The sequence below is a fragment of the Pseudomonas sp. RIT-562 genome (assembly GCF_026241895.1).
Taxonomy (GTDB): domain Bacteria; phylum Pseudomonadota; class Gammaproteobacteria; order Pseudomonadales; family Pseudomonadaceae; genus Aquipseudomonas; species Aquipseudomonas mandelii_F.
This window is the reverse complement of record NZ_JAPJIV010000007.1, coordinates 144,751-170,244: the sequence shown is the minus strand read 5'-3', so window position 1 is coordinate 170,244 and position 25,494 is coordinate 144,751. Positions and strand designations below refer to the sequence as shown.

The window sequence follows — 25,494 nt, the reverse complement described above, 5'->3', positions numbered from 1 at the left end:
AACCCGTGGACAAGATTCTTCACCAACCACTGGGCGGCAACGAAATGCCGCGCTTCGGCGGCATCGCCACCATGATGCGACTTCCCCATGTGCCTACCGCTGCCGGTCTGGACGCTGCCTTCGTTGGCGTGCCCCTGGACATCGGCACCTCCCTGCGTCCTGGCACCCGTTTCGGGCCTCGCGAAATCCGCGCCGAATCAGTGATGATCCGCCCCTACAACATGGCAACCGGTGCAGCTCCGTTTGATTCGCTGTCGGTGGCCGACATCGGTGACGTGGCGATCAACACCTTCAACCTGCTGGACGCCGTGCGGATCATCGAAGAGTCCTACGACAACATCCTCGAACACGACGTGATCCCCCTGACGCTTGGCGGCGACCACACCATCACCCTGCCGATCCTGCGTGCCATCCACAAAAAGCACGGCAAGGTTGGCCTGGTGCACATCGACGCCCACGCTGACGTCAACGATCACATGTTCGGCGAGAAAATCGCCCACGGCACCACTTTCCGTCGCGCTGTCGAGGAAGGCCTGCTGGATCCGGACCGCGTGGTGCAAATCGGTTTGCGCGCCCAGGGCTACACCGCCGATGACTTCAACTGGAGCCGCAACCAGGGCTTTCGCGTAGTGCAGGCCGAAGAGTGCTGGCACAAGTCCCTTGCACCGCTGATGGCTGAAGTTCGCGAGAAAGTCGGTGGCGGTCCGGTGTACCTGAGTTTCGACATCGACGGTATCGATCCAGCCTGGGCCCCAGGCACCGGCACCCCGGAAATCGGCGGCCTGACCACCATCCAGGCGATCGAGATCGTGCGCGGCTGCCAGGGGCTCGACCTGGTCGGTTGCGATCTGGTAGAAGTCTCGCCCGCCTACGACACCACCGGCAATACCTCGCTGCTGGCCGCCAACCTGCTGTACGAAATGCTCTGCGTACTGCCTGGCGTGGTTCATCGCTGAGGGTTGGTCATGAACGATCGCGATCAAGTATTGCAAGCCGCCGCCGATCTGGTGTCGGCCTTTGCCCGTAACGATCGCGAAGCTTACTTCGGTGCCTTCAGTGCCGATGCCAGCTTCGTTTTCTACACCCTCGAACAGCCGTTGCTGTCGCGCGATGCCTATCAGGCGTTGTGGGACAGCTGGCGCTGCGAGGATGGCTTCGAGGTGCTCTCGTGCACCTCGAGCAACGCTTTCGTCAGCCTCCAGGGTGACGTGGCGATTTTCATCCATGACGTGGCCACCGAGCTGCGCATGCAAGGGGAGCAACACTTCAGCCAGGAGCGCGAGACGATTGTTTTCAAGAAACAGTCATCTGGCCAAGAACAACAAGGCCATTGGCTGGCCTGCCACGAACATTTATCCGCGATGCCGGAAGGGCTGCCACCCCCTTAGCCAAACAGGTGACGCTCACACACGATGAGCGCGCCTTTATGATCGGAGCAGATCATGAATAACAACAACAAAGAAAAAAGCCTTAGCAGCATTGAAACAAACGGGGTCGAACAGATCCCCGATCACGAACGCGACGCCCGACCCGGCGACCTGTTTCGCCTGATCTTCGGCGGCGCCAATACCTTTGCAACCGCCGTGCTCGGCAGTTTCCCGGTGTTGTTCGGCCTGTCTTTCCAGGCTGGTGTCTGGGCGATCGTGCTGGGCGTTGTGCTCGGCGCGCTGATCCTGGCGCCAATGGGCCTGTTCGGCCCGATCAACGGCACCAACAATGCCGTGTCTTCCGGTGCGCACTTCGGCGTGCACGGGCGGATCGTCGGTTCGTTCCTGTCGTTGCTGACCGCCATCGCCTTCTTCTCACTGTCGGTGTGGAGCTCTGGCGATGCATTGATCGGTGGCGCCAAGCGCCTGATCGGCTTGCCGGAAACCGACCTGAGCCTGGGCCTGGCCTTCGGCCTGTTCGCGATCCTGGTGCTGACCGTCTGCATTTACGGCTTCCGCTTCATGCTGTGGGTCAATCGCATCGCCGTGTGGGCAGCCAGCGCGCTGTTCCTGCTGGGCATCTTCGCCTTCGCCCCGACCTTCGACAGTCAGTTCGCCGGCACCGTCGCCATGGGCCAGGCTGGCTTTTGGGCAGCGTTCATCGGCGCGGCGCTGGTGGCCATGAGCAACCCGATTTCCTTCGGCGCGTTCCTCGGCGACTGGTCGCGGTACATTCCGCGCGAAACCCCGAAAGGCCGCATCATGTTCGCGGTGATCGCGGCACAACTCGCCACCCTGATCCCGTTCCTGTTCGGCCTCGCGACTGCAACCATCGTGGCTATCAAGGCACCTGACTACATCGCCGCGAACAACTATGTCGGCGGGCTGCTGGCGGTTTCGCCGAGCTGGTTCTTCCTGCCGGTGTGCCTGATCGCGGTGATCGGCGGCATGTCCACGGGCACCACTTCCCTTTATGGCACCGGGCTGGACATGTCCAGCGTGTTCCCGCGGGTGCTGTCCAGGGTCAAGGCCACGCTGCTGATCGGGGTGATGTCGATCGCCTTCATCTTCATCGGCCGCTTCGCAGCCAATCTGGTGCAAAGCGTTTCGACTTTCGCCGTACTGATCATCACCTGCACCACGCCATGGATGGTGATCATGATCATCGGCCTGGTGGTGCGCCGTGGTTTTTATTGCCCGGATGACTTGCAGGTATTCACCCGAGGCGAAAAAGGTGGCCGCTACTGGTTCACCCACGGCTGGAACTGGCGCGGCCTGGGAGCATGGATCCCGAGCGCGCTGGTGGGTTTGTGCTTTGTGAACCTGCCGGGCCAGTTCGTCGGACCACTGGGCAACCTGGCCGATGGCATCGACATCAGCCTGCCGGTCACCCTGGGCCTGGCTTCGGTGGTGTACCTGGTACTGCTGAGCCTGTTCCCGGAGCCCAAGGCGGTGTTTGGGCCGAATGATGTACGCAGCAAAGAGGCGAGCATCCCGGGACTACGTCAGCCCGCTTGACGCAGATCCACCTGTGGGAGCGGGCTTGCTCGCGAATACGGTCGCACATTCAACATTGATGTGATTGACAAACCGCCTTCGCGAGCAAGCCCGCTCCCACCCACAGCAGCACTTTTGTTTCACCATAAAAAAGACAATCGGAGACACGCCATCATGGCTTTGGATTTATTCGTCGTTCTCATATATGCCGCCGCGATGCTGGTCCTCGGCTACTTCGGCATGCGCAAGGCCAAGACCAACGAAGACTACCTGGTTGCCGGTCGCAACCTTGGTCCGACCCTGTACATGGGCACCATGGCCGCGACGGTGCTGGGTGGTGCGTCCACCGTCGGCACCGTGCGCCTTGGCTATGTCCATGGTATTTCCGGGTTCTGGTTGTGCGCGGCACTGGGCTGCGGGATCGTGGCGTTGAACCTGTTCCTCGCCAAGCCGTTGCTCAAGCTGAAGATCTACACCGTTACCCAGGTGCTGGAAAAACGCTACAACCCGATGGCCCGCTCCGCGAGCGCAGCCATCATGCTGGCGTACGCACTGATGATCGGCGTGACCTCGATCCTGGCGATCGGCACCGTTCTGCAGGTGCTGTTCGGCCTGCCTTTCTGGGTCTCGGTACTGCTCGGCGGCGGCGTGGTGGTGGTCTACTCGGCGATTGGCGGCATGTGGTCGCTGACCCTGACCGACATCGTCCAGTTCGTGATCAAGACCGTCGGCCTGATGTTCATCCTGTTGCCTATCTGCCTGTACCGCGTCGGCGGCTGGGATGAACTGGTGCTGAAACTGCCGGCGACCGCCTTCAGCTTCACCACTATCGGCTGGGACACCATCATCACCTACTTCATGATCTACTTCTTCGGGATCCTGATCGGCCAGGACATCTGGCAGCGCGTGTTCACCGTCAAGACCGCGAAGATTGCCCAGTACGCCGGTACTTTCGCGGGTTTCTACTGCATCCTCTACGGATTGGCCTGCGCCTTGATCGGCATGGCCGCCCACGTGCTGATCCCGGACCTGGACAACGTCAACAACGCTTTCGCCGCCATCGTCAAACTGTCCTTGCCGGACGGCATCCGTGGCCTGGTCATCGCTGCCGCACTGGCCGCCATGATGTCCACCGCCAGCGCCGGCCTCCTCGCGGCGTCCACCACCTTGACTGAAGACCTGCTGCCGAAGCTGCGTGGCGGCAAACAGTCGAGCCTGGGCATCAACCGCCTGTTCACCCTGCTGACCGGCATCGCCGTGCTGGGTATTGCACTGGTGGTCAACGACGTGATCAGTGCCCTGACCCTGGCCTATAACCTGCTGGTGGGCGGCATGCTGATCCCGCTGATCGGCGCGATTTTCTGGAAACGCGCAACGACCGCAGGCGCTATTGCCAGCATGGGCCTGGGTTTTGCCACCGCGCTGATATTCATGTTCAAGGATGGCCTGGACGCCAACACACCGATCTACTACAGCCTGGCAGTCGGTCTGGTGAGCTTTGTAGTGGTCAGCCTGATGTCCCGTCGCCCATCGGTGGTGGCGAGCGCGATCTGATAGCGCAAAAATGAGGTAAGACTTTCTTCGACGGGTGTGGCGTCGGTTGCCACACCCGTTTTTTTTCGCCCGCAGAAAATCACCGACAAGACGAGCGGTAGCAGTGCACTGGGCTAGGTTGGGTTGGGTTGGAAGAAGAGCTGCTAAGAAACGCGAAAACGGCCGATGATGTCAGCCGTTTTTTTATTGAAACGAGGAGGTATTAACCTTCCAGGCTTGAGCTACCCGCCTCGGCTGGCGTTAAACCTGTAGGAGCGAGCTTGCTCGCGAAAAACGTGATGGCATCGCGTCCATCCAGCATGGACGCGTCATCGTTAACGACCGTCGCGAGCAAGCTTGCTCCTACCTGCGGCGCGGCTGGCGTCGGCGTTGTTCGTCGTCTGTACGGATAGGCACAGGTTGCAGAGGCGGTTCGATCAAACCGAGTGCGACACCCAGGTCGTGCAGCCAGTTTTGGATTTTCTCTTTCATGGTGCCCCCTTCAGGGTAGTGCCGAGCGACCGGAATTCTGAAGTCGCTTCGCACTGATAATAGTCCGAAGTACTACGCAATGCTCGGCAAATGAAGCAATGATCTGTTACTGAATTGATCCAAATCCCAATCCGATAGTTCACACAATCGCCTGGACCGGTGTCGCCAGCGACGGATAGACCGCCTGCTGCTGCTCGATCCAAGCATTCAAATTGGCCCCGACCATGCCCTTGCGCCACATCAGCCAGGTGGTCGCACTGGCAAACGGCTCGGCCAACGGATGCACTGCCACGCTTTCCCGGCCTGGCAGGCTGGCGAGCATCGACTCAGACATCAGCGCCACGCCCGAGCCGGCGATCACACAGGCGAGCATTCCCGGATAGGATTCGATCTCCATGGCTCGGCCCATGGCGGCATGATCATGAGCAAACCAGGCTTCCAGGCGCATTCGATAGGAACAACCCTGGCGAAAGGTAAATACCGAACGCCCCTGCACATCCAATGCGCTGCGCACTGGCGGGTGATCGGCCTCGCTGATCAGCACCAGCCGTTCGTCGCACAGGGGCAAGCCGTCGAGCCCAGCCAGTTCCAGCGGGCCGTCGACCAGGGCCGCATCCAGGCGACCGGTGAGCAGTCCTTCCAGCAGTTCGCCACTGGGCCCCGATTGCACTTGCAGGTTCACCGCCGGATAACTGCGGTGATAACGCGCCAGCAGCGCGGGTAGGTGGATGGCGGCCGTGCTGTACATGGTCCCGAGCACGAAGTCCCCCGCCGGCTGCCCGCCTTGCACGGCCGCCTGGGCTTCGTCGTGCAGGCTGAACAGTTTGGCGGTGTAGTCCAGCAGGACTTTCCCTGCGGGCGACAGCTGCAAGCGCTGACGCTCGCGCAGGAACAGCTCTACACCAAGCTGCTCCTCCAACTGCTTGAGCCGGGTCGACAGGTTGGATGGCACTCGATGCATACGCTCGGCGGCGCGGGTGATCGAGCCCTCCTCGGCCACCGCCTGGAAGATGCGCAATTGACTGAATTCCACACCATTCTCCAAAAATGAACAAGTTACTCACTATTATTCATTTTTAAAGAAAGTCAATCAGTCCTAGCCTGACGGTCATTGATCTTCAGCAGGACTTCACCATGAGCCCCTTGATTCGTTTGTCTGCCAGTTTTATCGCTTTGATGATGGCCATGGGCATCGGCCGCTTTGCCCTCACTCCTCAACTGCCGCACCTGCTCAGCGAAGGCCAGATCGACCTGACCGCTGCAGGATTGATCGCTGCCGCCAACTACTTGGGTTACTTCGTCGGCGCCGTGGACTCGATGTTCTCCCGAAAGCCCGCACAGGTGCGGTGGCGCCTGCTCGGTGGTCTGTGGTTATGCGTGCTGCTGACCCTGGCTTCATTCTGGGCGCACGATTTCTGGTCGCACCTACTGTTGCGCTTCGGTACCGGCGTGGCCAGCGCCTGGGTCCTGGTGATGATTACCGCCCTCAGTCAGCCCCTAGCCGTCGCAGCCGGTCGCCCGCGTCTGGGCGCCCTGGTATTTGCCGGCCCCGGTCTGGGGATTTTCCTCACCGGGTTGCTGGCGCTGGGCTCGAACCTGCTGGGCCAGACTTCCGCCACTTTGTGGCTGGTGTACGCGGCAGTCGGGCTGGTGATGTTGCTGGGCATCCTGGCGTTTCTACCACGGCCAACTGCGGCAGTCGCTACCACGCCCGTGGCTATTGGCTCCAGCCCCAGAGGCATCGGCCGCCTGGGACTGGTCTACGGGTTGTACGGTTTGGGCTACATCATTCCAGCCACCTTTCTCTCGCAAATGGCCAGCGCGCAATTCCATGGGCAGTGGCAGGCGGATCTGTTCTGGCCATGTTTTGGCCTGGCGGCTGCGTCGGGCGTAGTGGTGGTGAGCTTGCGCCGGCACAATGCGAATGCCACCCGACACTGGCTGATGGCAACGTTGTGGCTGCAGGCGACGGGTGTGTTTGCCTGTCTGCTGGGCAGCGGCACAGGCCTGGCGTTGGGTGTGCTGATGTGCGGTGGGCCATTCCTGGCCTGCATGCAACTGGTGATGCAACGGTCTCGGGAACTCGCGCCCCATGCCACCCAGCGCAACGCGGGGTTATTGACCGCATGTTTTGCCGTTGGGCAGCTTGCCGGCCCGCTGCTGGCGGCGTTAAGCAGCCATTACAGCGGCAGCCTGCAACCTGGGTTGATCGTTGCCGGCAGCGGTCTGCTGGTCGCGGGAATCCTGGCAGTCAGTCACCCCGGTGCAGACAGGGAAGTTTGCGCGAGTGATCGCGCAACCATCGCTCGCCGTTAAGGCATCGGCAATCACATTGCCTTGCGGGCAGCCCAGTAACCGACGGTGCAGGCAATCCCCGTGGCGAAGGCGCCCCAGGCCATGTCCATGAATGCCAGCTGGGCCGACCAGCCTTTCAGCGTCGCCCAGTTGCTCAGGTCATACGTGCCATACGCCACCAGGCCGAGCAACACACCCATGCACGCCGCACGTTGCCAACTGGTCGCCGGCAACACCACGAACACCACGCAACCTAGGACATAAAGCAGATAAAAAGCCGCTGCCGGACCCAGCAGCGGTTTATCGAGCATCAGCGAGCCAAGCAACGACTTGTACTTCGCCGCCATCAGTACGCCGAGCCACAGGCCATCCAGTACCAGAAACGCCAGCAAGGTGCCGGCGTAGGCAAACAACTCTTTTTTCATGGCAATCCAACCCCTTGTTGATAAGCATGGGGCTGGTGAGCCATCAGCTTAGTTCAATACGATCTGCATGAATAACGATCTGGCCGTTCTTGTACAACGCGCCGATGGCCTTCTTGAAGTTGCCTTTGCTGACCCCGAACAAGCTGCTGATCACGGTTGGATCGCTCTTGTCGCTGACCGGCAGGCTGCCATTGTTTTCACGCAACTTGGCGAGGATCTTCGAGTTGAGGCTGGTGGCAGCTTCTTCGCCAACCGGCTGCAGGCTCAAGCTGATCTTGCCGTCGGCACGGACTTCCTTGATGAAGCCCTTTTCTTCCTTGCCAGCTCGCATGAACTTGAAGATTTCGTTCTTGTGGATCAGGCCCCAGTGCTTGTTGTTGATGATCGCCTTGAAACCCATGTCGGTCGCTTCGGCCACCAGCAGGTCCACTTCCTGGCCTGCAGTGTAATTGGCGGGGGTTTTGTCCAGGTAGCGATCCAGCCGCGCCGTAGCGGTGATGCGACGGGTGTGCTTGTCGAGATAAACATGCACCACGACATACTCGCCGGCAGTCATCTGACGTTTTTCTTCGGAATACGGCAGCAGCAGGTCCTTTGGCAACCCCCAATCCAGGAATACGCCGATACTGTTGACTTCAACAACTTTTAAACTGGCGAATTCACCGACTTGAACTTTCGGCTTTTCGGTAGTTGCGATAAGTTTGTCATCGCTGTCCAGATAAACGAAAACGTTGAGCCAATCTTCATCTTCACTGGGAATATCTTTAGGAATATAACGATTGGGCAGGAGGATTTCGCCATCCGCGCCACCGTCCAGATATAAACCGAAGCTGGTATGTTTAACCACTTGCAAACTGTTGTAACGCCCGACTAAAGCCATGTCCAATACCCTCATTGCGTGGGCGGCATTCTACCCGGTTTTGTCGCAGGCGTTCTGCGCCCCAGCCCGATGGCGCTGCAAAATCTGCGCAAAAGCTTGTTTTTCATGGGTTTGGTGCGCTGACCCGAGCCGCTCGTCCGACGAAACCGCGCTGCTCCAGCCGCCATCGGCTGCGGCAATATCTCTCTGTCATTGATATGTTTTTAGTTAAAACAGCAGCTTAGGACTACCGAGGAATATTTATCGGGGATAAATCACGCCGCTGGCAACAACAAATCGGGGGGATATTTACCAAGCAATTGTCAAGTATTTCCTGTACTATGCCTGGCCAAGTTAATTTTCTATAGGTTAATGGCCGCCATGCGTGTAAAAGCATCCAACAGCAAAGCAAAGCCAGCTCCAGCCGTTGAAACCAGCGAATCGATCAACAACCAGATCGCTGCGTTCCTTAAGTCCGGCGGCGAGATCCAGCAAATTGCCAAAGGCGTCAGCGGCCAGACGTTCGGCCCGTCCAAGCAGATCACGCTGGGCAAGAAGTAACACCCGCTTCACCTGGTCCATGGGCGCTTTGAGCTTCGAAGCGCTTGGACTGGAACCTCTCGAAATACCCGCGCAAACTGCAGACCCTCACCCCTGTTTTTTTAGAAATCGACGAACGGCCTTCAATGCCGAACATTCGCCGGTATCCTTGCACACGTCTAGATCAAGCGTTTCAGCAGGTTTTCCGTTCCCTGCTCCGCGCTGTTCATGGAGTGACGCATGTTCAAGCCCCCACTCATATTGCTCGGCACCCTGCTGTCGTGTTCGCTCGCCCAAGCGCAGATCTTCCAGCGCGAACTGGGCGACTTCGACCTGAAACTCGGCACCACCCCCAGCCGCAGCATGGCCCAGGGCCTGGTAAAACCAGCGACTGTAGGCTCATTTCATGGCGGGCTCGACCTCAGCCACGACAGTGGTTTTTATGTCGGCCAATGGGCGCCCAGCATGGGTTTGAGTCCTGGAAAAAATCTTGAAGTCGACTCGTACATGGGCTTCAAGCAACCCTTCGACCAGACGCTCGGTTATGAAGTGGGCATGATCCACTACAGCTATCCGAAAGTGGACACCCTCGACAGCCAAGAGCTGTTCGGTGGCCTGACCCTGCTCGGCAGCCGTTTCGGCGCAGCCTTCAGCAGCGATCCGGATAAACAGAACAGCGCCGTATTCGCCGATCTCGGCGGCAACAAGCCGTTTGGCATCGGCGTGAGCATGAAGTACACCACCCACCAACTGAACTCGCCGGTTTCGGTCGATGGCGGCTATATCGGCAGTTTTACCGATTGGTCCGTGCAGCTGTCCCGGCCGTTCATGGGCATTGACCTCGACCTGATCTACAGCGATTCCAACCTCAGTGGCAGCGACTGCTCCGCCTATTCCGGGCACAACAGCCAATGCGACGGGCTGGTGACACTCAAGGCCGAGCGCAGCTTTTACTGATCAGCTGAACTGCAAGGCGCTTCCTGCGTTCACATAAGAATCCCCTTCAGTCGCCAGGCTTTCGCAAGGACTCGACCATGTCGCGCTGGTTTAAATGTCTCGCCGTCATCCTTACCTTCAGCCTTGCCCTCGGCGCCTGCAGCCGCGTGGGCCTGGCCTACCGCAACCTCGACGTGATCATCCCCTGGACGCTCAGCGACTACCTGGACATGAACGGCGAGCAAAAGAGCTGGTTCAACGAACGCCTCAAGGAGCATCTGAGCTGGCACTGCACCACCCAACTGCCGGGTTACCTGGATTGGCTGGATCGCATGCAGGGCATGGTGGAAAGCAACCAGGTGACCGAAGCGGCGCTGCAAGCCCGGACCCAGGAAGCCAAGGCGGCCATCGCCCAGACCGCCAAGGAAATCACCCCGTCGGCCATCGAACTCTTGCAGGGACTGGACGACAAGCAGGTGGCAGAAATGAATGAAGCGTTTGCCAAGGATCAGCGCAAGCGCCAGGACGAATACCTCAAGCCATCTCTGGATCAGCAGATCAAGGATCGCGCTCAACGCATGGAGAAGCGCCTGGACGACTGGCTCGGCCCATTGAGCGCGACCCAGAAGCAACGAGTCGCCGCCTGGTCCACGGCCTTGGGTGACCAGAACACCCAATGGATAGCCAACCGGGTGCATTGGCAGAAGCAGTTCAGCGCGGCAGTCGCCCAGCGTCAGAGTCCGGAATTCCCGCAGCGGATCGAAACGCTTCTGGTGAACAGGGAAAGTCTATGGACTCCGGCGTATCGCCAGGCTTTCGCAAGTACCGAAGCTCAGGCGCGATCGCTGTTTGTGGACCTGATGGCCGAAAGCACGCCGAAGCAGCGCCAGCAATTGCTGAAAAAGATCGAGGGAGTAAGGAAGGATTTCAATGACCTGAAATGCCTGAAGGCCCAAGGCTAATCACATATCCCAATGTAGGAGTGAGCCTGCTCGCGATAGCGTCATTTCATCCAACATCTATATCGAATGTAAGACCCAACCGCGAGCAAGCTCGCTCCTACAGAGTCTAAAGGTCAGGCAATCTGCGCTTTCGACGCTACCGTATCGAACGTCACTTCATCCAGCGCATCTTCCTGCTCATCCAGAACCTGACGCGGATGGTCATTACCCGGAATGCTGCTGTCGATCAGGCTCAATAAACTCGAGCCTCGGGGCGTCAAGATGTAGTTGGACCCCGAACCACCCTGCTCTTCTGGGCGAGGTTCGATATAACCGCGTTCCAACAGTAACTTTTCATATTCCCCGGCCAACGCTTTAAGGTGATCCAGGTTCTCGGTTTGCTCGCCTTCAGTCGCCTTGGCCGCTGCGTACTCTTCGGCATAGGCCCGCGGCGCGTAACTTGAGTCTTCGCCCTGCACTTTATGCAGCAAGAGTTCAATCAAATCCCATTTATAAGTCGTCATCCTGATTCAACCTCCAAGCCAGAGAGTTAGATGGCCTTCATAGGTTGTGACCTGCGCCATTCCCAGCCGTTCAGCCTGGATTTTCAGCGGCACCGACCGGCGGTATGTCGAATTGGCTGCCGGCTGCACGACTAGTGGGTGTCAGCTACCTCCCCGCTATCCGCAGGAGAACCCATCATGACCATTCACAAACATCCTGTCGTGAGCCGTGAAGAATGGCTCGCCGCTCGCCGACAGCACCTGGCCCATGAAAAAGCCTTCACCCGGGAACGCGACAAACTCAGCGCTGAACGCCGCGCCTTGCCATGGGTAAAGATCGACAAGGACTATCACTTTCAGGGCCCGGACGGCGAGCTGAAACTGGCCGACCTGTTCGGCGACCATAGCCAACTAGTCATCTACCACTTCATGTTTGCCGAGGGCTGGACCGAAGGTTGCCCTGGCTGCTCGTTCCTTAGTGACCACATCGACGGCGCCAATCAGCACCTGGCTCATCACGATGTCGCCGTGGTTGCGGTTTCTCACGCGCCTTATGCCCAGTTCCAGGCTTTCAGGCGCCGCATGGGCTGGAAGTTTGACTGGGTGTCATCTGAAGGGTGCGATTTCAACTACGACTTCGGCGTCTCGGCGCGGGAAGAAGATATCGCCGCCGGAAAAGCCACCTACAACTACGAAAAAACCGACGGCGCTGAAGAAGAACTCCCAGGCCTCAGCGTCTTCTACCGCAACGAAGCCGGGGAACTATTTCACACCTATTCCACCTATGCCCGTGGCCTCGACATGCTGGTCGGCGCTTACAACTACCTGGACCTGACGCCCAAAGGGCGCAATGAAGAGGAAATCATGGAGTGGGTGCGGCACCACGACCGCTATGAGGAGCAAGCGTCAGCCAGCTGCTGCCATCATTGATTGGATGTGGCCGGGTTTCTGAACTTTTTGCGCCTCAGGACGCTCAACCCGTTATACCGCCTTCACCGGAAACGAGGCCGCCCCCATGAAGTTACTGCTGAAAATCACCGTTGCCGCCACGCTGGCTTGCGCCCTGCCCGTCTGGGCCTGCACGCCCGAAGAAGCGACCGCCAAACGCGAGCAATTGGCCAAGGAAGTTACGCGGCTGACCGAGCAGAACCCGACGAAAGCCAAGGAGATCAACGCCGAATTGCAGAAGATGGACCTGGGGACTGCCAGTGCCGATCTGCCGGACAAATGTCAGTTGATTGATCAGCGGCTCAAGGAGCTGGGTGCGGCAGAGAAAAAGGCTGAGAGCTAGAAATAGCCTTCGTAGGAGCCGGCTTGCCGGCGATTGCTTAAAAAGCCCTGCTTGAAGACCGCGTTATCGTTCATCGCCGGCAAGCCAGCTCCTACAGAAATAAAAAACCCGGACATTGGTCCGGGTTTTTTGTGGGAGCGGCTGGGCGGCTTATTCAGCGGCCGGCGCTTCCGGCTTGCGGCGCTTGAGCGGCGCCATGCCGTCCTTGCTGACCAGCGACAGAGCGTCGGTCTTCGGGCGGTTGGCGATCTTGCGCTTGGTTGGCGCCTTGGCACCGGTTTTTTTCTTGTCGCCCTTGGCGTCGACCTTTTTCTTCTTCACGCCAACAGCCTTGCCCGACGCCTTGACCTTTTTCGGTCCGCCGTAGGTGCCTTTGACTTCCTTGATGGTACGGCGCTCGAAGCTCTGCTTGAGGTAGCGCTCGACGCTCGACATCAGGTTCCAGTCGCCGTGGCAGATCAGCGAGATCGCCAGGCCGTCGTTACCTGCACGGCCGGTACGACCGATGCGGTGCACGTATTCGTCGCCGCTGCGTGGCATGTCGAAGTTGATCACCAGGTCCAGGCCATCAACGTCCAGGCCGCGAGCTGCAACGTCGGTGGCAACCAGGATCTTCACGCCGCCCTGCTTCAGGCGGTCGATGGCCAGCTTGCGATCCTTCTGGTCCTTGTCACCGTGCAACACGAACGCTTTGTAGTCCTGAGCCACCAGGCGACCGTAGATACGGTCAGCCATGGCGCGGGTGTTGGTGAACACGATGGCCTTCTGATAGGTCTCGTTGGCCAACAGCCAGTTGACGATCTGCTCTTTATGCTGGTTGTGGTCAGCGGTGATGATCTGCTGACGAGTAGTCGCGTTCAGGTCGCTGACGTTGTTGAGCTGCAGGTGCTCAGGGTTGTTCAGCACCTTGGCGACCATCTCGCGCAAGCCCGAACCACCGGTGGTGGCCGAGAACAGCATGGTTTGCTGGCGGTTGCTGCACTCTTCCACCAGACGCTGCACGTCTTCGGCAAAGCCCATGTCGAGCATGCGGTCGGCTTCGTCGAGCACCAGCACTTCGACTTCTTTCAAATCGAGGTTGCCGGCGTTCAATTGCTCGATCATCCGCCCCGGCGTACCGATCAGGATGTCCGGCACCTTGCGCAGCATGGCAGCCTGGACCTTGAAGTCTTCACCGCCGGTGATCAGGCCGGACTTGATGAAGGTGAATTGGGCGAAGCGCTCAACTTCCTTGATGGTCTGCTGGGCCAGCTCGCGGGTCGGCAGCAGGATCAAGGTCTTGATGCTGACGCGCACTTTAGCCGGGCCGATCAGGCGATTGAGGATCGGCAGTACAAAAGCAGCGGTTTTGCCGCTACCGGTTTGCGCAGTCACCCGCAGGTCACGCCCTTGGATCGCGAGCGGAATAGCCGCTGCTTGCACAGGCGTTGGCTCGACAAATTTAAGCTCGGCCACGGCTTTGAGCAGGCGTTCGTGCAGGGCGAATTGGGAAAACACGGGTGCTACCTCGAAGAAATACAAAAAAACAGCTGCATAGGTTACCGGTTTCGGGCGCCGAGGCCGAGTCTCTTTGCACAAACGGCGTTAATCAGTGGCTTTTTTGTTGCCTTATTTGTCTCCAGACGTAATACAAAGCGTCTTAGATGCTCTAATCGTCCCGTCGCGTCCAACAGAAGAACCGTTTTAGCTTATGGATATCAAACAGCTCTGGCTCAACGCCCAAGACCTCTGGGGCGCTCTCGATCAGCACCCGCTCCTGCATTCCAGCCTGGCGCTGATGATATTGCTGGTGGTGGCTCTGGTCCTCGGACGAGTGGCGCGCTACCTGATCCTGCACGCCGCCAAACTCCTCGGGCGCCAGCCAGCCATGCACTGGATGAACGATCTGCGGCACAACAAAGTCTTTCACCGCCTGGCCCAGATGACCCCGTCGCTGGTGATCCAGTTCGGCCTGCATCTGGTTCCGGAGCTGAGCAAGACCAGCCTGGTGTTCCTCGGCAACGTCGCGCTGGCCTTCACCATCCTCTTCCTGCTACTGGCCTTCAGCGCCCTGCTCAGCGCCTTGCTGGACATCTACGCGCGCACCGAACACGCCCGCACCCGCTCGATCAAGGGCTACATCCAGCTGACGAAAATGGTCCTGTACGTATTTGGCGCCATCATCATCGTCGCCACCCTGATCGATCGATCGCCGTTGCTGCTGCTATCTGGCCTGGGCGCCATGTCGGCGGTGATCCTGTTGGTCTACAAGGACACCCTGCTGTCGTTTGTTGCCAGCGTACAGCTGACCAGCAACGACATGCTGCGGGTCGGCGACTGGATCGAAATGCCCCAGGTCGGTGCCGATGGCGATGTGGTCGATATCACGCTGCACACGGTGAAGGTGCAGAATTTCGACAAGACCATCGTATCGATCCCCACCTGGCGCCTGATGTCCGAGTCCTTCAAGAACTGGCGCGGCATGCAGCAGTCCGGTGGTCGTCGGATCAAGCGCAGCCTGTACATCGACGCCAGCGGCGTGCGCTTTTTGCGCGATGACGAGGAGCTGAAGCTGTCCCAGGTGCATCTGCTGACCGACTACATCAGTCGCAAGCAGGCTGAACTCAAGGCGTGGAACGAAGCCCAGGGCAACGTCGCGGTGATGTCGGCGAACCGCCGGCGGATGACCAATATCGGCACCTTCCGCGCCTATGCACTGGCGTATCTGAAGAGCCATCCCGAGGTCCAGCCGAACATGACCTGCATGGTGCGCCAGATGCAAACCACTGCCCAGGGCATTCCGCTGGAGATCTACTGCTTCACCCGCACCACGGCATGGGCCGACTACGAGCGGATTCAGGGGGATATCTTCGATTACCTGCTGGCGGTGCTGCCGGAGTTTGGCTTGAGTCTTTATCAGCAGCCCAGTGGCGGGGATTTGCGGGCGGGGTTACTCCCGGCAGTGCTCGGCGCGAGCCACATCCCCGAGCCGGAAAAACACGTCATGTGACACCCCCCTGTAGGAGTGAGCCTGCCCGCGATAGCGGCTAGTCAGACGATATCGATATCAACTGACACACCGCCATCGCGAGCAGGCTCACTCCTACAGCGTCTAGTGTGCGATTGCCGGTTTTCGTATACCCAACCGGCTGATCCACACCGCCGCCAGAATCACCATCCCGCCAAAGAACAGCCGCCCCAGCTCTTCATGCTGATTCCAGATCAGCAGATTGAGCAGCAACCCCACGGGCACATGCAGGTTGTTCATCACCGCCAGGGTGCCGCCATTGACCATGCACGCGCCCTTGTTCCACCAGTACAACCCGAGCGCGGTGGAGACCAGGCCGAGGAATACCAGCACGCCCCATTGCAGCGGCGCCTCGGGCAGGAAGTCGGCTTTGCCGAACAGCAGGAACGCGGGCAGTGCCACGGCGAATCCGCCGAGGTAGAAGTAGCCGAAACGCCGATAGTGCGGCAGATCGCTTGGGTGTTTTGCTACCAGGTGTTTGTAGAGCACTTGCCCGGCGGCGTAGGTGAAGTTGGCCAGCTGCAGCAACAGGAAGCCCATGAAGAAGTCCGGATTGATCCGGTCGTATCGAATCACTGCAGCGCCGAGCACCGCAACCAGTGCCGCGACCAGTGCCCATGGGTTGAAGCGGCGGTTCAGCGCGTCTTCGATCAGGGTTACGTGCAGCGGCGTGAGGATGGTGAACAGCAGCACTTCGGGCACGGTCAGGACCCGGAAGCTGAGGTACAGGCAGACGTAGGTGACGCCGAACTGCAAGGCGCCGATCAGCAGCATGCCGCGCATGAATGCGGGTTCAACCGAGCGCCAGCGGGTCAGGGGGATGAAGACCAGGCCGGCGAGCATGACGCGTAACAGTACGGCGAAGTAGCTGTCGACGTGTCCAGCGAGGTATTCGCCGATCAGGCTGAAGGAAAACGCCTGGATCAGGGTGACGAAAAGTAGATAGCCCATGGGTCGCCTCGTTTTGAATGGCGGCGACGATAGCGGGTTTTTTGGGTTATCGCAGTTTGAATTTTGTACATATCCGTGATTTTTGTTACGGCTGATATGGGTTCCGCCCTTACGGCGGGTTACTTTGAAAAAGCGCAAAGTAACCAAACGCTTTTTGCCCCACCACTTGGCACCTCGCCTAGGCTCGGTGTGCCCTCACTCCGGCATTACGCAGCGGGTCGCTGCGATGGGCCATCCCTGGCCCAGCGCAGCTAAACCGGCATCCTTGCCGGTTTACCCGCTGCGTAATGCCTGCGTTCGGCCAGCGTGGTTAACGGGCGCCTGCAATCCACAGCCCGCCGTGGCGGCCTTCGGGCCGACCAAGGCATCAAGCCGGCGCGCTGCGCTTATCTGGTCGTGCCGGGCCTCTTGCATTGCGCTACCCCTCTGTAGGAGCGAGCCTGCTCGCGATGGACGCAAACGAATACACGTACTTCCTGGATAAACACGACTCATGTAGGAGTCCAGCTTGCCGGCGATGGCGTCCTCGAGATCGCCATCGCCGGCAAGCCGGGCTCCTACAGGGGATTTTGGTTGTGCCAAATATGTGCGTATACGTAACTCCGCCAATGCAAAGCCGAACTACCCGTCAGGTCGGCTTTCAGGCCGCCTCGGCCCGGTGTTTGATCGCGGACGCCCCGTTAACCACGATGGCCGAACGCAGGTATTGCGTAGCGGGTAAACCGGCAAGGATGCCGGTTTAGCCGCGCTGGGCCAGGGACGGCCCATTGCGGCGACCCGCTGCGCAATGCCGGAGTGAGGGCACACCGAGCCTAGGCGAGGTGCCGAGTGGTGGGGCAAAGACCTTTTGGTTACTTTTGGGGCGTTTGCCAAAAGTGACCCGCCGTAAGGGCGGAACCATTAGAAGCCGTTAAAGCAAGAATGGATATGTACCCAAAACAAGATCAAAAGATCGCAGCCTCGTTTCTCTCGACAGCTCCTACAGGGAAATCCAACACTAACGCCCATCCCATAACAAATCAGCAGGCAAAAAAAAGCCCGATCTCGCTAAAGCGTTCAATCGGGCGGCAGCACTCAGGAGCAAAAGTGCAAAGGGAGGTTCGATGCGCGTCAAAGCCTTGAAGAGGTGACGCCAGGTCACTAGAACATCCAGCGATTATCTGGCGATTAACATATCAAGCAACCTGAGCCAACTTGGCGTTCGCCTGATTCAGGCCCTTCTCCTGGAAATCACCACCCAGGTTCATCCCCTCGGCATGGATAAAGGTCACATCGTTGATACCGATGAACCCCATCACCTGACGCAGGTACGGTTCCTGGTGATCCGCCGGGCCACCGGCATAAATCCCGCCGCGTGCGGTCAGCACATAGGCGCGCTTGCCGCTGAGCAGGCCCTGTGGGCCGGTCTCGGTGTATTTGAAGGTCACGCCGGCACGCAGCACATGGTCCAGCCAGGCTTTCAGGGTGCTCGGAATCGCAAAGTTGTACATCGGCGCAGCCATCACCAGAACATCGGCCGCCAGCAACTCGTCGGTCAGTTGGTTGGAGCGCTCCAGGGAAGCCTGTTCGCTGTCACTGCGCTGATCTACTGGCTTCATCCAGCCACCCAGCAGGTTACTGTCCAGATGCGGCACCGGGTTCACGGCGAGGTCACGAACAGTGATCTGGTCGGCGGGGTGCGCGGCTTTCCACTGGCTGATGAAGGTCTGGGTCAGTTGGCGGGAAACCGAATCTTGCTGACGGGCGCTGCTTTCGATGATCAGGACGCGTGACATGGTTTGTAGGCTCCATCTGAGAATGCTGTAAGGCGATGGAGTGAAGATTAAACAGAACCAAATCGATGAAAAAGCGCAAATAACTGCTATAACCCATCAATAAATTCGTTTATAACTTCTGAACACGCATCCTACAAGGCTTACACAGAGGCTACTTCGGCGAGCAAGTCAGCTCGATGCGCATCTTGATGATGGTTCGGGTGAACTTGGCCGTGGCGTTTTTATGCTTGCCAGCTGGCACCTCGATCTTGCGGGTGCGCGGAGCTTCCGGGCCATTGTTGAAGACCACCGTGCAGTTGGCATCGACAGTGCCGTAGTTGTTGACCTGAATGGAGGCGATGTCGTTATCCGTGTCGTAGGCGTTGTAGTCGATGCTCAAGCCATTGAGCTGCTTGGTGACATCGATCGGATACGCAAACGCAGTCAGCGGCAACATCGCCAACACCAGGCAACATAATTTTTTCATTCGGCAGTCTCCAATAAGAGCTGCCAGCTTAGGACAAGAGGAGCTCAACATGAAAGCGCCCCGCGTGACCCTTGATCAATGGCGAACGTTGCAGGCCGTGGTCGATCACGGCGGTTTCGCCCAGGCCGCCGAAGCGCTGCATCGCTCGCAATCGTCAGTCAGCTACACCGTGGCGCGTATGCAGGACCAGCTCGGCGTTCCTCTACTGCGGATCGATGGTCGCAAGGCCGTGCTGACGGAAGCCGGCGGCGTGCTGTTGCGCCGCTCCCGGCAGCTGGTGAAACAGGCCAGTCAGCTGGAAGACCTGGCCCATCACATGGAACAGGGCTGGGAAGCGGAAGTGCGACTGGTGGTCGATGCCGCCTACCCGAGCGCCCGCCTGGTGCGCGCCCTGACCGCGTTCATGCCGCAAAGTCGCGGCTGTCGGGTGCGGCTGCGCGAAGAAGTGTTGTCCGGGGTCGAGGAAGTGCTGCTCGAAGGGGTTGCCGACCTGGCCATCACCGGCTTCAGCATTCCCGGCTACCTCGGTGCGGAATTGAGCGACGTCGAATTTGTCGCCGTGGCCCATCCCGATCATGCGTTGCACCGGCTGAACCGTGAACTGAGCTTCCAGGATCTGGAAAGCCAGATGCAGGTAGTGATTCGCGACTCCGGTCGCCAGCAGCCCCGGGATGTCGGCTGGCTGGGTGCCGAGCAGCGCTGGACTGTCGGCAGCCTGGCCACCGCGGCCACATTTGTCAGCAGCGGCCTGGGTTTTGCCTGGTTGCCACGGCACATGATCGAACGGGAATTGAAGGAAGGTTCGCTCAAGCTGCTACCGTTGGATCAGGGCGGCAGTCGTAATCCGAGTTTCTACCTGTACTCGAACAAGGACAAACCCCTGGGCCCGGCGACGCAGATCCTCATCGACCTGCTGCGCACCTTCGACACCGCGCCGCTGGATGCACCGTTTGCCGCCCCTGAACAAGCCTGACATGGAGTGCCTGCATGGCCTATTTCGAACACGAAGGTTGCAATCTGCACTATGAGGAATATGGCCTCGGCACCCCGTTGCTGCTGGTCCACGGCCTGGGCTCCAGCACCCTGGACTGGGAGATGCAGATTCCGGCACTGTCCGCCCGCTACCGGGTGATAGTCCCGGACATCCGCGGCCACGGGCGCTCCGATAAACCCCGCGAGCGCTACAGCATCGCCGGGTTCAGCGCCGATCTGGTCGCGCTGATCGAGCATCTGCATCTTGGCCCTGTGCACTACGTCGGCCTGTCGATGGGCGGCATGATTGGTTTCCAGCTCGCCGTAGACCAGCCGCAGTTGCTCAAAAGCCTGTGCATCGTCAACAGCGCGCCCGAAGTCAAACTGCGCAGCCGTGACGATTACTGGCAGTGGTTCAAACGCTGGAGCCTGATGCGCGTTCTCAGCCTCGGCACCATCGGCAAAGCCTTGGGCGCCAAGCTCTTCCCCAAGCCGGAACAGGCTGACCTGCGGGAAAAAATGGCCTTGCGCTGGGCAAAAAACGACAAACATGCTTATCTCGCCAGCTTCGATGCCATCGTCGGCTGGGGGGTTCAGGAACGACTTTCCAGGGTCGCCTGTCCAACCCTGATCCTCACCGCCGACCGCGACTACACACCGGTCGCGCTGAAAGAGAACTATGTAAAACTGCTGCCCGATGCGCGGCTGGTAGTGATCGCCGATTCGCGCCACGCCACCCCGCTTGATCAGCCCGAACATTTCAATCAAACCCTGCTCGAGTTTCTCACCGCAGTCGACACCACCACACTCAGGATCACTGACCCATGCTGAAAAAAATCGCCCTCGCCGCCGGTACCGTTCTGTTCGCCGCCAACCTGATGGCCGCCACGCCCGCCAAGGCGCCGCACGTGCTGCTGGAAACCACCAATGGCCAGATCGAAATCGAACTGGACCCGGTCAAGGCGCCGATCAGTACCAAGAACTTTCTTGAGTACGTGGACAGCGGCTTCTACAACAACACGATCTTCCACCGTGTAATCCCCGGCTTCATGGTCCAGGGCGGCGGCTTCACCCAACCGATGCAGCAGAAAGAAACCAAGGCGCCGATCAAGAACGAACACAAGAACGGCCTGGTCAACGTCCGTGGCACCTTGTCCATGGCTCGTACTTCGAACCCGGATTCGGCCACCAGCCAGTTCTTCATCAACGTCAAGGACAACGATTTCCTCGACCAGGGCGACGGCTATGCGGTGTTCGGTAAAGTGGTCAAGGGCATGGACGTGGTCGACATCATCGTCAACTCGCCGACTACCTCGCGCGGCGGCATGAAAGACGTACCAGCCGACCCGGTGTTCATCAAGTCGGCCAAGCGCATCGACTAAGCGGCGCGGGAAGTACCGGGCCGCGCTCGTCAGGGCGCCGCCCGCACTGTCAAAGGAGAGCCCGTGCGCGGGCGGAGAACCAATGCTTTATCGCCGTTTTGAACAACTGATCGACATTTTTCGTGATGCTCCGACGGCCGCTCCGCCGGATCGGGTTCTCCCCTTCTATACCTATTACCTCAAGCAGGTGTGGCCGAGTTTCGCCGCCCTGCTGATTGTCGGCTTGATCGGTGCGCTGATCGAAGTGGCGTTGTTCAGCTACCTGAGCCGCATCATCGACCTGACCCAGGGCACCCCCAACGTCAATTTCTTCCAGGAGCATGGCATCGAGTTGGCCTGGATGGCGGTGGTCGCCCTGGTTTTTCGGCCGATTTTCGTCGGCTTGCATGACTTGCTGGTGCACCAGACGCTCAGCCCCGGCATGACCAGCCTGATTCGCTGGCAAAACCACAGCTACGTGCTCAAGCAGAGCCTGAATTTCTTCCAGAACGACTTCGCCGGCCGCATCGCCCAACGCATCATGCAGACCGGCAACTCCCTGCGCGATTCCGCCGTGCAAGCGGTGGACGCGCTATGGCATGTGCTGATCTATGCAATCAGTTCGCTGGTGCTGTTTGCCGAAGCCGACTGGCGCCTGATGATTCCCCTGCTGACCTGGATCGCCGCGTACATTGGCGCGCTTTGCTACTTCGTGCCGCGGGTCAAGGAACGCTCGGTGGTGTCCTCCGATGCGCGCTCAAAACTCATGGGGCGCATCGTTGACGGCTACACCAACATCACCACCCTGAAACTGTTTGCCCACACCAACTTCGAGCAGCAATACGCCAAGGAAGCCATCCAGGAGCAGACGGTCAAAGCCCAGCTCGCCGGCCGCGTCGTCACCAGCATGGACGTGGTGATCACCAGCATGAACGGCCTGCTGATCGTCGGAACCACTGGCCTGGCGCTGTGGCTGTGGACCCAGTCGCTGATCTCGGTGGGCGCCATCGCCCTCGCGACCGGCCTGGTGATCCGCATCGTCAACATGTCCGGCTGGATCATGTGGGTGGTCAACGGCATCTTTGAAAACATCGGCATGGTCCAGGACGGTTTGCAGACCATCGCGCAACCGGTCAGCGTCACCGACCGCGATCAGGCCAAACCGCTGACTGTACCGCGCGGCGAGGTGCGTTTCGAGCACGTCGATTTCCACTACGGCAAGAAGAGCGGGATCATCGGCGACCTCAACCTGACGATCAAACCGGGAGAAAAAATCGGCCTGATCGGGCCCTCCGGTGCCGGCAAGTCGACCCTGGTCAACCTGCTGTTGCGCCTGTACGACGTGCAAGGCGGGCGCATCCTCATCGACGGCCAGAACATTGCCGAAGTCGGCCAGGAAAGCTTGCGCGAGCGCATTGGCATGATCACCCAGGACACTTCGCTGCTGCACCGCTCGATTCGCGACAACCTGCTCTACGGCAAACCCGACGCCACCGACGCCGAACTCTGGGAAGCGGTGCACAAGGCCCGCGCGGATGAGTTCATCCCGCTGCTGTCGGACTCCGAAGGGCGTACCGGGTTTGATGCGCACGTGGGCGAGCGCGGGGTGAAACTCTCCGGCGGCCAACGCCAGCGGATCGCCATTGCCCGGGTGCTGCTCAAGGACGCGCCGATCCTGATCATGGACGAAGCCACCTCGGCACTGGACTCGGAGGTCGAGGCCGCGATCCAGGAAAGCCTGGAAACCCTGATGCAGGGCAAGACCGTGATCGCCATCGCCCACCGCCTTTCCACCATCGCGCGGATGGACCGCCTGGTGGTGCTGGAAAACGGCAAGATCGCCGAAACCGGCAGCCACTCCGAACTGCTCGCCCATGGCGGACTGTATGCACGGCTGTGGCAGCACCAGACGGGTGGGTTCGTCGGGATCGACTGAATGCGGTTCATGTGACGCGATCCCTGTAGCAGCTGCCGAAGGCTGCGTCCGACTGCGAAGCGGTCGCCAACCAGGCACTGAGCAGGGTCGCTTCGCAACCCAACGCAGGCTTCGCGAGCTGCTACAGGGAGCTCCTCGCTCATCAAAACTCGCTGCTGGAAATCCGCAAAAACCCTGCTGTACTCAGCCAAGGTTCTGGAGACGAGCCTGTCGTAAAGCTGCAGGATGCATAACTCGATACAGTCTCGATAGGAAACCTATCAAGGACGCTCTCATGTCTCTGTTCAAACGTTCAGTTACTGAGTTGTTCGGCACGTTCTGGCTGGTGTTGGGGGGTTGCGGCAGTGCGGTCCTGGCCGCGTCTTCTCCGCTTGGAATCGGGGTACTGGGTGTGGCCCTGGCATTTGGCCTCACGGTACTGACCATGGCCTTCGCCATCGGCCATATCTCCGGTTGTCATCTGAACCCGGCAGTTTCGGTCGGCTTGTACGTCGGCGGTCGATTCCCGGCCCGGGAACTGCCTGCCTACATCATCGCCCAGGTGATCGGCGGGATCATCGCGGCGGGCCTGATCTACTACATCGCCAGCGGCAAGGAAGGCTTTGATCTGTCGGCGGGCCTGGCCTCCAACGGCTATGGCGAACACTCTCCCGGCAAGTACTCGATGGCCGCCGGCTTTGTCTGCGAACTGGTGCTGACGGCGATGTTCGTGCTGATCATCCTCGGCGCCACCGACAAGCGCGCGCCAGCGGGACTGGCACCGATCGCCATTGGCCTGGCCCTGACGCTGATCCACCTGATCTCGATCCCGGTGACCAACACCTCGGTCAACCCGGCGCGCAGTACCGGCCCGGCATTGATCGTCGGCGGCTGGGCGATCGCACAGTTGTGGATGTTCTGGGTCGCGCCATTGCTCGGCGCGGTGCTCGGCGGGGTGACCTATCGCTGGCTGGGCAAGGAAGATACCTGAGGCGAGGTGCGAGGATCACTCCTGCCGATATGGCAGGGCGCTCCTCGCCTCCTCCGCGTAAGCCAGCACACCCAGCCGCTCCTGCTTCAGGAAGTCTTTCACTGCGGCCTTGAGCCCTGGATGGCGCAAGTAGTGCCAGGAATGGGTAATCACCGGCTCGAAGCCGCGGATCAACTTGTGCTCGCCCTGAGCGCCGGCGTCGAACCGCTGAAAGCCATTGGCGATGGCGTAATCCATGCCCTGGTAGAAGCAGGTCTCGAAGTGCAGGCGGTCGAACTCCGCGAGGCAGCCCCAGTAACGCCCGTAAAAACTGCCGCCACCCACCAGGCTGAAGGCCATGGCTACCGGGCGCGTGCCCTGTTTCGCCAGGACCACCCGAATTGACTCGGGCATACGCTCGGCCAGCAGGCTGAAAAACGCCCGCGTCAGGTAAGGAGACTGCCGGCGCACCGCATAGGTGTTGGCGTAGCAGGCGTAGACAAAATCCCACTGAGCCTCGCTCAGTTGCTGCCCTTCCAGCCACTCGAACTCGATGCCTTGCCCCGCTACCTGCTCGCGTTCCTTGCGCATCTGCTTGCGCTTGCGTGAACTGAGGGCGTCGAGGAAATCCTGGAAATCGCGATAGCCGCGGTTCTGCCAGTGGTACTGGCAGCCGATTCGCTGCAGCCAGCCCGGTTGCTGCGCCAGCGCGGCATCGGTAAAGGGGTCGGTGAAATTAATGTGCGCGCTGGAAAGCCCTTCGATCTCCAGGTAACCCGGCAGGCTTTGCAGCAGTTCAAAGCCCTCCTCCACGCTGGCAGCCAGCAGGCGCGGCCCGCTGACCGGACTGAACGGCACTGCCGTCAACAACTTGGGGTAATAGTCGATGCCCGCCCGCGCGCAGGCATCCGCCCAGGCGTGATCGAACACGTACTCACCATAGGAGTGCCACTTGCGGTAAGTGGGGAGCGCGGCGATCAGCCGATCGCCCTCCACGTGCAACAAATGCTCGGGCTGCCAGCCGGAATGCGGGCCGATGCTGGCGCTGTCCTCCAAGGCACTGAGAAAGGCATGGCGCAGAAACGGCTGGTCCTGGGGTACCAGGGCATCCCAGGTGCGCGGGGCAATTTCAGACAGATTTTCCAGTCGCTGCAGCGGCATACATTCCTCATCAGCTGATGCGTGAAAGCTCCGCGAGTATCGCTTATCGCAGCGCAACCTACACGACCTATCCGACCGCAGCGCTCTGGAAAGGGCTTTTGCGCCAAATTCGTATCGTCATCGCAACGCCATCACTTTGCCACTGCTCTGTCATAAACGATCGCGATACTGGCGCCT

25 protein-coding genes and 1 pseudogene are annotated in these 25,494 nt (G+C 59.7%); 16 read left to right on the top strand and 10 right to left on the bottom strand.

What is annotated here, in order from left to right; all coding sequences use genetic code 11:
* Positions 1-5 precede the first annotated feature (5 nt).
* The 4 genes from speB (at position 6) to ORL50_RS11730 (ending at position 4,478) form a co-directional block, all read left to right on the top strand.
* Positions 6-956: an agmatinase gene (speB, locus tag ORL50_RS11745; protein WP_045058686.1), complete on the top strand. Its 951-nt coding sequence runs from the start codon at positions 6-8 to the stop codon at positions 954-956.
* A gap of 9 nt (positions 957-965) precedes the next feature.
* Positions 966-1,388, top strand: coding sequence for a YybH family protein (locus ORL50_RS11740; RefSeq protein WP_266014537.1), 423 nt, complete (start codon positions 966-968; stop codon positions 1,386-1,388).
* Positions 1,389-1,442: 54 nt separating this feature from the next.
* Positions 1,443-2,945 (top strand): purine-cytosine permease family protein, encoded by a 1,503-nt coding sequence (locus ORL50_RS11735; RefSeq protein WP_266014533.1) that lies wholly within the window; start codon positions 1,443-1,445, stop codon positions 2,943-2,945.
* Positions 2,946-3,098: 153 nt separating this feature from the next.
* Positions 3,099-4,478, top strand: a complete 1,380-nt coding sequence (locus ORL50_RS11730; RefSeq protein WP_266014530.1) for a sodium:solute symporter family protein — start codon at positions 3,099-3,101, stop codon at positions 4,476-4,478.
* Positions 4,479-4,820: 342 nt separating this feature from the next.
* Here ORL50_RS11730 and ORL50_RS11725 read toward each other — a convergent pair whose 3' ends face one another.
* Both ORL50_RS11725 and ptrR read right to left on the bottom strand, forming a co-directional pair.
* Positions 4,821-4,949: a PA1414 family protein gene (locus tag ORL50_RS11725; protein WP_003184145.1), complete on the bottom strand. Its 129-nt coding sequence runs from the start codon at positions 4,947-4,949 to the stop codon at positions 4,821-4,823.
* A gap of 139 nt (positions 4,950-5,088) precedes the next feature.
* Positions 5,089-5,982 (bottom strand): putrescine utilization regulator PtrR, encoded by an 894-nt coding sequence (gene ptrR / locus ORL50_RS11720; RefSeq protein WP_266014500.1) that lies wholly within the window; start codon positions 5,980-5,982, stop codon positions 5,089-5,091.
* A 101-nt stretch (positions 5,983-6,083) separates the two neighbouring features.
* On the opposite strand from ptrR, the gene ORL50_RS11715 reads away from it, so the two are divergent.
* Positions 6,084-7,265: an MFS transporter gene (locus ORL50_RS11715; RefSeq protein ID WP_266014497.1), complete on the top strand. Its 1,182-nt coding sequence runs from the start codon at positions 6,084-6,086 to the stop codon at positions 7,263-7,265.
* Between the two features lie 11 nt (positions 7,266-7,276).
* On the opposite strand, the gene ORL50_RS11710 is transcribed toward ORL50_RS11715, so the two are convergent.
* Together ORL50_RS11710 and ORL50_RS11705 are read right to left on the bottom strand one after the other, a co-directional pair.
* Complete coding sequence (locus ORL50_RS11710) at positions 7,277-7,669, bottom strand: DUF2177 family protein (protein WP_266014494.1); 393 nt, start codon at positions 7,667-7,669, stop codon at positions 7,277-7,279.
* Between the two features lie 43 nt (positions 7,670-7,712).
* On the bottom strand, positions 7,713-8,549 hold the full coding sequence (locus tag ORL50_RS11705; RefSeq protein ID WP_266014491.1) for a CvfB family protein: 837 nt from the start codon (positions 8,547-8,549) through the stop codon (positions 7,713-7,715).
* A gap of 351 nt (positions 8,550-8,900) precedes the next feature.
* Between ORL50_RS11705 and ORL50_RS11700 the strand changes: the two genes are divergently transcribed.
* From ORL50_RS11700 to ORL50_RS11690, 3 genes are all read left to right on the top strand, one after another.
* The gene (locus ORL50_RS11700; RefSeq protein ID WP_017337097.1) at positions 8,901-9,089 is read left to right on the top strand and encodes a PFL_1563 family small protein; all 189 of its coding nucleotides are present in this window, start codon (positions 8,901-8,903) and stop codon (positions 9,087-9,089) included.
* A gap of 219 nt (positions 9,090-9,308) precedes the next feature.
* Complete coding sequence (locus ORL50_RS11695) at positions 9,309-10,025, top strand: TorF family putative porin (protein WP_266014480.1); 717 nt, start codon at positions 9,309-9,311, stop codon at positions 10,023-10,025.
* Between the two features lie 77 nt (positions 10,026-10,102).
* Positions 10,103-10,966 carry a DUF6279 family lipoprotein gene (locus ORL50_RS11690; RefSeq protein ID WP_266014477.1) on the top strand — a complete coding sequence of 288 codons (864 nt, stop codon included), beginning with the start codon at positions 10,103-10,105 and terminating at the stop codon, positions 10,964-10,966.
* A 113-nt stretch (positions 10,967-11,079) separates the two neighbouring features.
* On the opposite strand, the gene ORL50_RS11685 is transcribed toward ORL50_RS11690, so the two are convergent.
* On the bottom strand, positions 11,080-11,469 hold the full coding sequence (locus ORL50_RS11685) for a transcriptional regulator (RefSeq protein ID WP_266014474.1): 390 nt from the start codon (positions 11,467-11,469) through the stop codon (positions 11,080-11,082).
* Positions 11,470-11,646: 177 nt separating this feature from the next.
* Between ORL50_RS11685 and ORL50_RS11680 the strand changes: the two genes are divergently transcribed.
* On the top strand, positions 11,647-12,378 hold the full coding sequence (locus tag ORL50_RS11680) for a DUF899 domain-containing protein (RefSeq protein WP_266014471.1): 732 nt from the start codon (positions 11,647-11,649) through the stop codon (positions 12,376-12,378).
* Positions 12,379-12,463: 85 nt separating this feature from the next.
* Complete coding sequence (locus ORL50_RS11675; protein ID WP_266014468.1) at positions 12,464-12,739, top strand: hypothetical protein; 276 nt, start codon at positions 12,464-12,466, stop codon at positions 12,737-12,739.
* Between the two features lie 150 nt (positions 12,740-12,889).
* Here ORL50_RS11675 and ORL50_RS11670 read toward each other — a convergent pair whose 3' ends face one another.
* On the bottom strand, positions 12,890-14,236 hold the full coding sequence (locus tag ORL50_RS11670) for a DEAD/DEAH box helicase (protein ID WP_266014465.1): 1,347 nt from the start codon (positions 14,234-14,236) through the stop codon (positions 12,890-12,892).
* A 193-nt stretch (positions 14,237-14,429) separates the two neighbouring features.
* On the opposite strand from ORL50_RS11670, the gene ORL50_RS11665 reads away from it, so the two are divergent.
* Positions 14,430-15,728: a mechanosensitive ion channel family protein gene (locus ORL50_RS11665; RefSeq protein ID WP_266014462.1), complete on the top strand. Its 1,299-nt coding sequence runs from the start codon at positions 14,430-14,432 to the stop codon at positions 15,726-15,728.
* A gap of 102 nt (positions 15,729-15,830) precedes the next feature.
* Here ORL50_RS11665 and ORL50_RS11660 read toward each other — a convergent pair whose 3' ends face one another.
* The 3 genes from ORL50_RS11660 to ORL50_RS11650 all read right to left on the bottom strand — a co-directional run bounded on the left by ORL50_RS11660 (position 15,831) and on the right by ORL50_RS11650 (position 18,938).
* Entirely contained in the window at positions 15,831-16,697 is an 867-nt protein-coding gene (locus ORL50_RS11660; RefSeq protein ID WP_266014459.1) for a carboxylate/amino acid/amine transporter, read from the bottom strand.
* A gap of 1,175 nt (positions 16,698-17,872) precedes the next feature.
* On the bottom strand, positions 17,873-18,472 hold the full coding sequence (locus ORL50_RS11655) for an FMN-dependent NADH-azoreductase (RefSeq protein WP_266014456.1): 600 nt from the start codon (positions 18,470-18,472) through the stop codon (positions 17,873-17,875).
* 151 nt (positions 18,473-18,623) lie between these two features.
* Positions 18,624-18,938 carry a 3-phosphoglycerate kinase gene (locus ORL50_RS11650; RefSeq protein ID WP_266014453.1) on the bottom strand — a complete coding sequence of 105 codons (315 nt, stop codon included), beginning with the start codon at positions 18,936-18,938 and terminating at the stop codon, positions 18,624-18,626.
* 49 nt (positions 18,939-18,987) lie between these two features.
* Here ORL50_RS11650 and ORL50_RS11645 point away from each other — a divergent pair, with 49 nt between their 5' ends.
* The 5 genes and pseudogenes from ORL50_RS11645 to aqpZ all read left to right on the top strand — a co-directional run bounded on the left by ORL50_RS11645 (position 18,988) and on the right by aqpZ (position 24,177).
* On the top strand, positions 18,988-19,911 hold the full coding sequence (locus ORL50_RS11645; RefSeq protein WP_266014449.1) for a PA3225 family LysR-type transcriptional regulator: 924 nt from the start codon (positions 18,988-18,990) through the stop codon (positions 19,909-19,911).
* Between the two features lie 14 nt (positions 19,912-19,925).
* A pseudogene (locus ORL50_RS11640) lies at positions 19,926-20,731 on the top strand (alpha/beta fold hydrolase).
* Between the two features lie 3 nt (positions 20,732-20,734).
* Positions 20,735-21,292, top strand: coding sequence for a peptidylprolyl isomerase (locus ORL50_RS11635; protein WP_266014443.1), 558 nt, complete (start codon positions 20,735-20,737; stop codon positions 21,290-21,292).
* Between the two features lie 82 nt (positions 21,293-21,374).
* Positions 21,375-23,207 carry an ABC transporter ATP-binding protein gene (locus ORL50_RS11630; protein ID WP_266014440.1) on the top strand — a complete coding sequence of 611 codons (1,833 nt, stop codon included), beginning with the start codon at positions 21,375-21,377 and terminating at the stop codon, positions 23,205-23,207.
* 274 nt (positions 23,208-23,481) lie between these two features.
* Positions 23,482-24,177 (top strand): aquaporin Z, encoded by a 696-nt coding sequence (aqpZ, locus tag ORL50_RS11625; RefSeq protein ID WP_266014437.1) that lies wholly within the window; start codon positions 23,482-23,484, stop codon positions 24,175-24,177.
* Positions 24,178-24,192: 15 nt separating this feature from the next.
* Here aqpZ and ORL50_RS11620 read toward each other — a convergent pair whose 3' ends face one another.
* Positions 24,193-25,317 carry a GNAT family N-acetyltransferase gene (locus tag ORL50_RS11620; protein ID WP_266014435.1) on the bottom strand — a complete coding sequence of 375 codons (1,125 nt, stop codon included), beginning with the start codon at positions 25,315-25,317 and terminating at the stop codon, positions 24,193-24,195.
* Between the last annotated feature and the right edge of the window lie 177 nt (positions 25,318-25,494).

Bases quoted from the DNA above. Each gene is read 5' to 3' on its own strand.
- ORL50_RS11740 (WP_266014537.1), top strand. From the start codon at position 966: ATGAACGATCGCGATCAAGTATTGCAAGCCGCCGCCGATCTGGTGTCG.
- ORL50_RS11735 (WP_266014533.1), top strand. From the start codon at position 1,443: ATGAATAACAACAACAAAGAAAAAAGCCTTAGCAGCATTGAAACAAAC.
- ORL50_RS11730 (WP_266014530.1), top strand. From the start codon at position 3,099: ATGGCTTTGGATTTATTCGTCGTTCTCATATATGCCGCCGCGATGCTG.
- ORL50_RS11725 (WP_003184145.1), bottom strand. From the start codon at position 4,949: ATGAAAGAGAAAATCCAAAACTGGCTGCACGACCTGGGTGTCGCACTC.
- ORL50_RS11715 (WP_266014497.1), top strand. From the start codon at position 6,084: ATGAGCCCCTTGATTCGTTTGTCTGCCAGTTTTATCGCTTTGATGATG.
- ORL50_RS11710 (WP_266014494.1), bottom strand. From the start codon at position 7,669: ATGAAAAAAGAGTTGTTTGCCTACGCCGGCACCTTGCTGGCGTTTCTG.
- ORL50_RS11705 (WP_266014491.1), bottom strand. From the start codon at position 8,549: ATGGCTTTAGTCGGGCGTTACAACAGTTTGCAAGTGGTTAAACATACC.
- ORL50_RS11700 (WP_017337097.1), top strand. From the start codon at position 8,901: ATGGCCGCCATGCGTGTAAAAGCATCCAACAGCAAAGCAAAGCCAGCT.
- ORL50_RS11695 (WP_266014480.1), top strand. From the start codon at position 9,309: ATGTTCAAGCCCCCACTCATATTGCTCGGCACCCTGCTGTCGTGTTCG.
- ORL50_RS11690 (WP_266014477.1), top strand. From the start codon at position 10,103: ATGTCGCGCTGGTTTAAATGTCTCGCCGTCATCCTTACCTTCAGCCTT.
- ORL50_RS11685 (WP_266014474.1), bottom strand. From the start codon at position 11,469: ATGACGACTTATAAATGGGATTTGATTGAACTCTTGCTGCATAAAGTG.
- ORL50_RS11680 (WP_266014471.1), top strand. From the start codon at position 11,647: ATGACCATTCACAAACATCCTGTCGTGAGCCGTGAAGAATGGCTCGCC.
- ORL50_RS11675 (WP_266014468.1), top strand. From the start codon at position 12,464: ATGAAGTTACTGCTGAAAATCACCGTTGCCGCCACGCTGGCTTGCGCC.
- ORL50_RS11665 (WP_266014462.1), top strand. From the start codon at position 14,430: ATGGATATCAAACAGCTCTGGCTCAACGCCCAAGACCTCTGGGGCGCT.
- ORL50_RS11660 (WP_266014459.1), bottom strand. From the start codon at position 16,697: ATGGGCTATCTACTTTTCGTCACCCTGATCCAGGCGTTTTCCTTCAGC.
- ORL50_RS11655 (WP_266014456.1), bottom strand. From the start codon at position 18,472: ATGTCACGCGTCCTGATCATCGAAAGCAGCGCCCGTCAGCAAGATTCG.
- ORL50_RS11650 (WP_266014453.1), bottom strand. From the start codon at position 18,938: ATGAAAAAATTATGTTGCCTGGTGTTGGCGATGTTGCCGCTGACTGCG.
- ORL50_RS11645 (WP_266014449.1), top strand. From the start codon at position 18,988: ATGAAAGCGCCCCGCGTGACCCTTGATCAATGGCGAACGTTGCAGGCC.
- ORL50_RS11635 (WP_266014443.1), top strand. From the start codon at position 20,735: ATGCTGAAAAAAATCGCCCTCGCCGCCGGTACCGTTCTGTTCGCCGCC.
- ORL50_RS11630 (WP_266014440.1), top strand. From the start codon at position 21,375: ATGCTTTATCGCCGTTTTGAACAACTGATCGACATTTTTCGTGATGCT.
- aqpZ (WP_266014437.1), top strand. From the start codon at position 23,482: ATGTCTCTGTTCAAACGTTCAGTTACTGAGTTGTTCGGCACGTTCTGG.
- ORL50_RS11620 (WP_266014435.1), bottom strand. From the start codon at position 25,317: ATGCCGCTGCAGCGACTGGAAAATCTGTCTGAAATTGCCCCGCGCACC.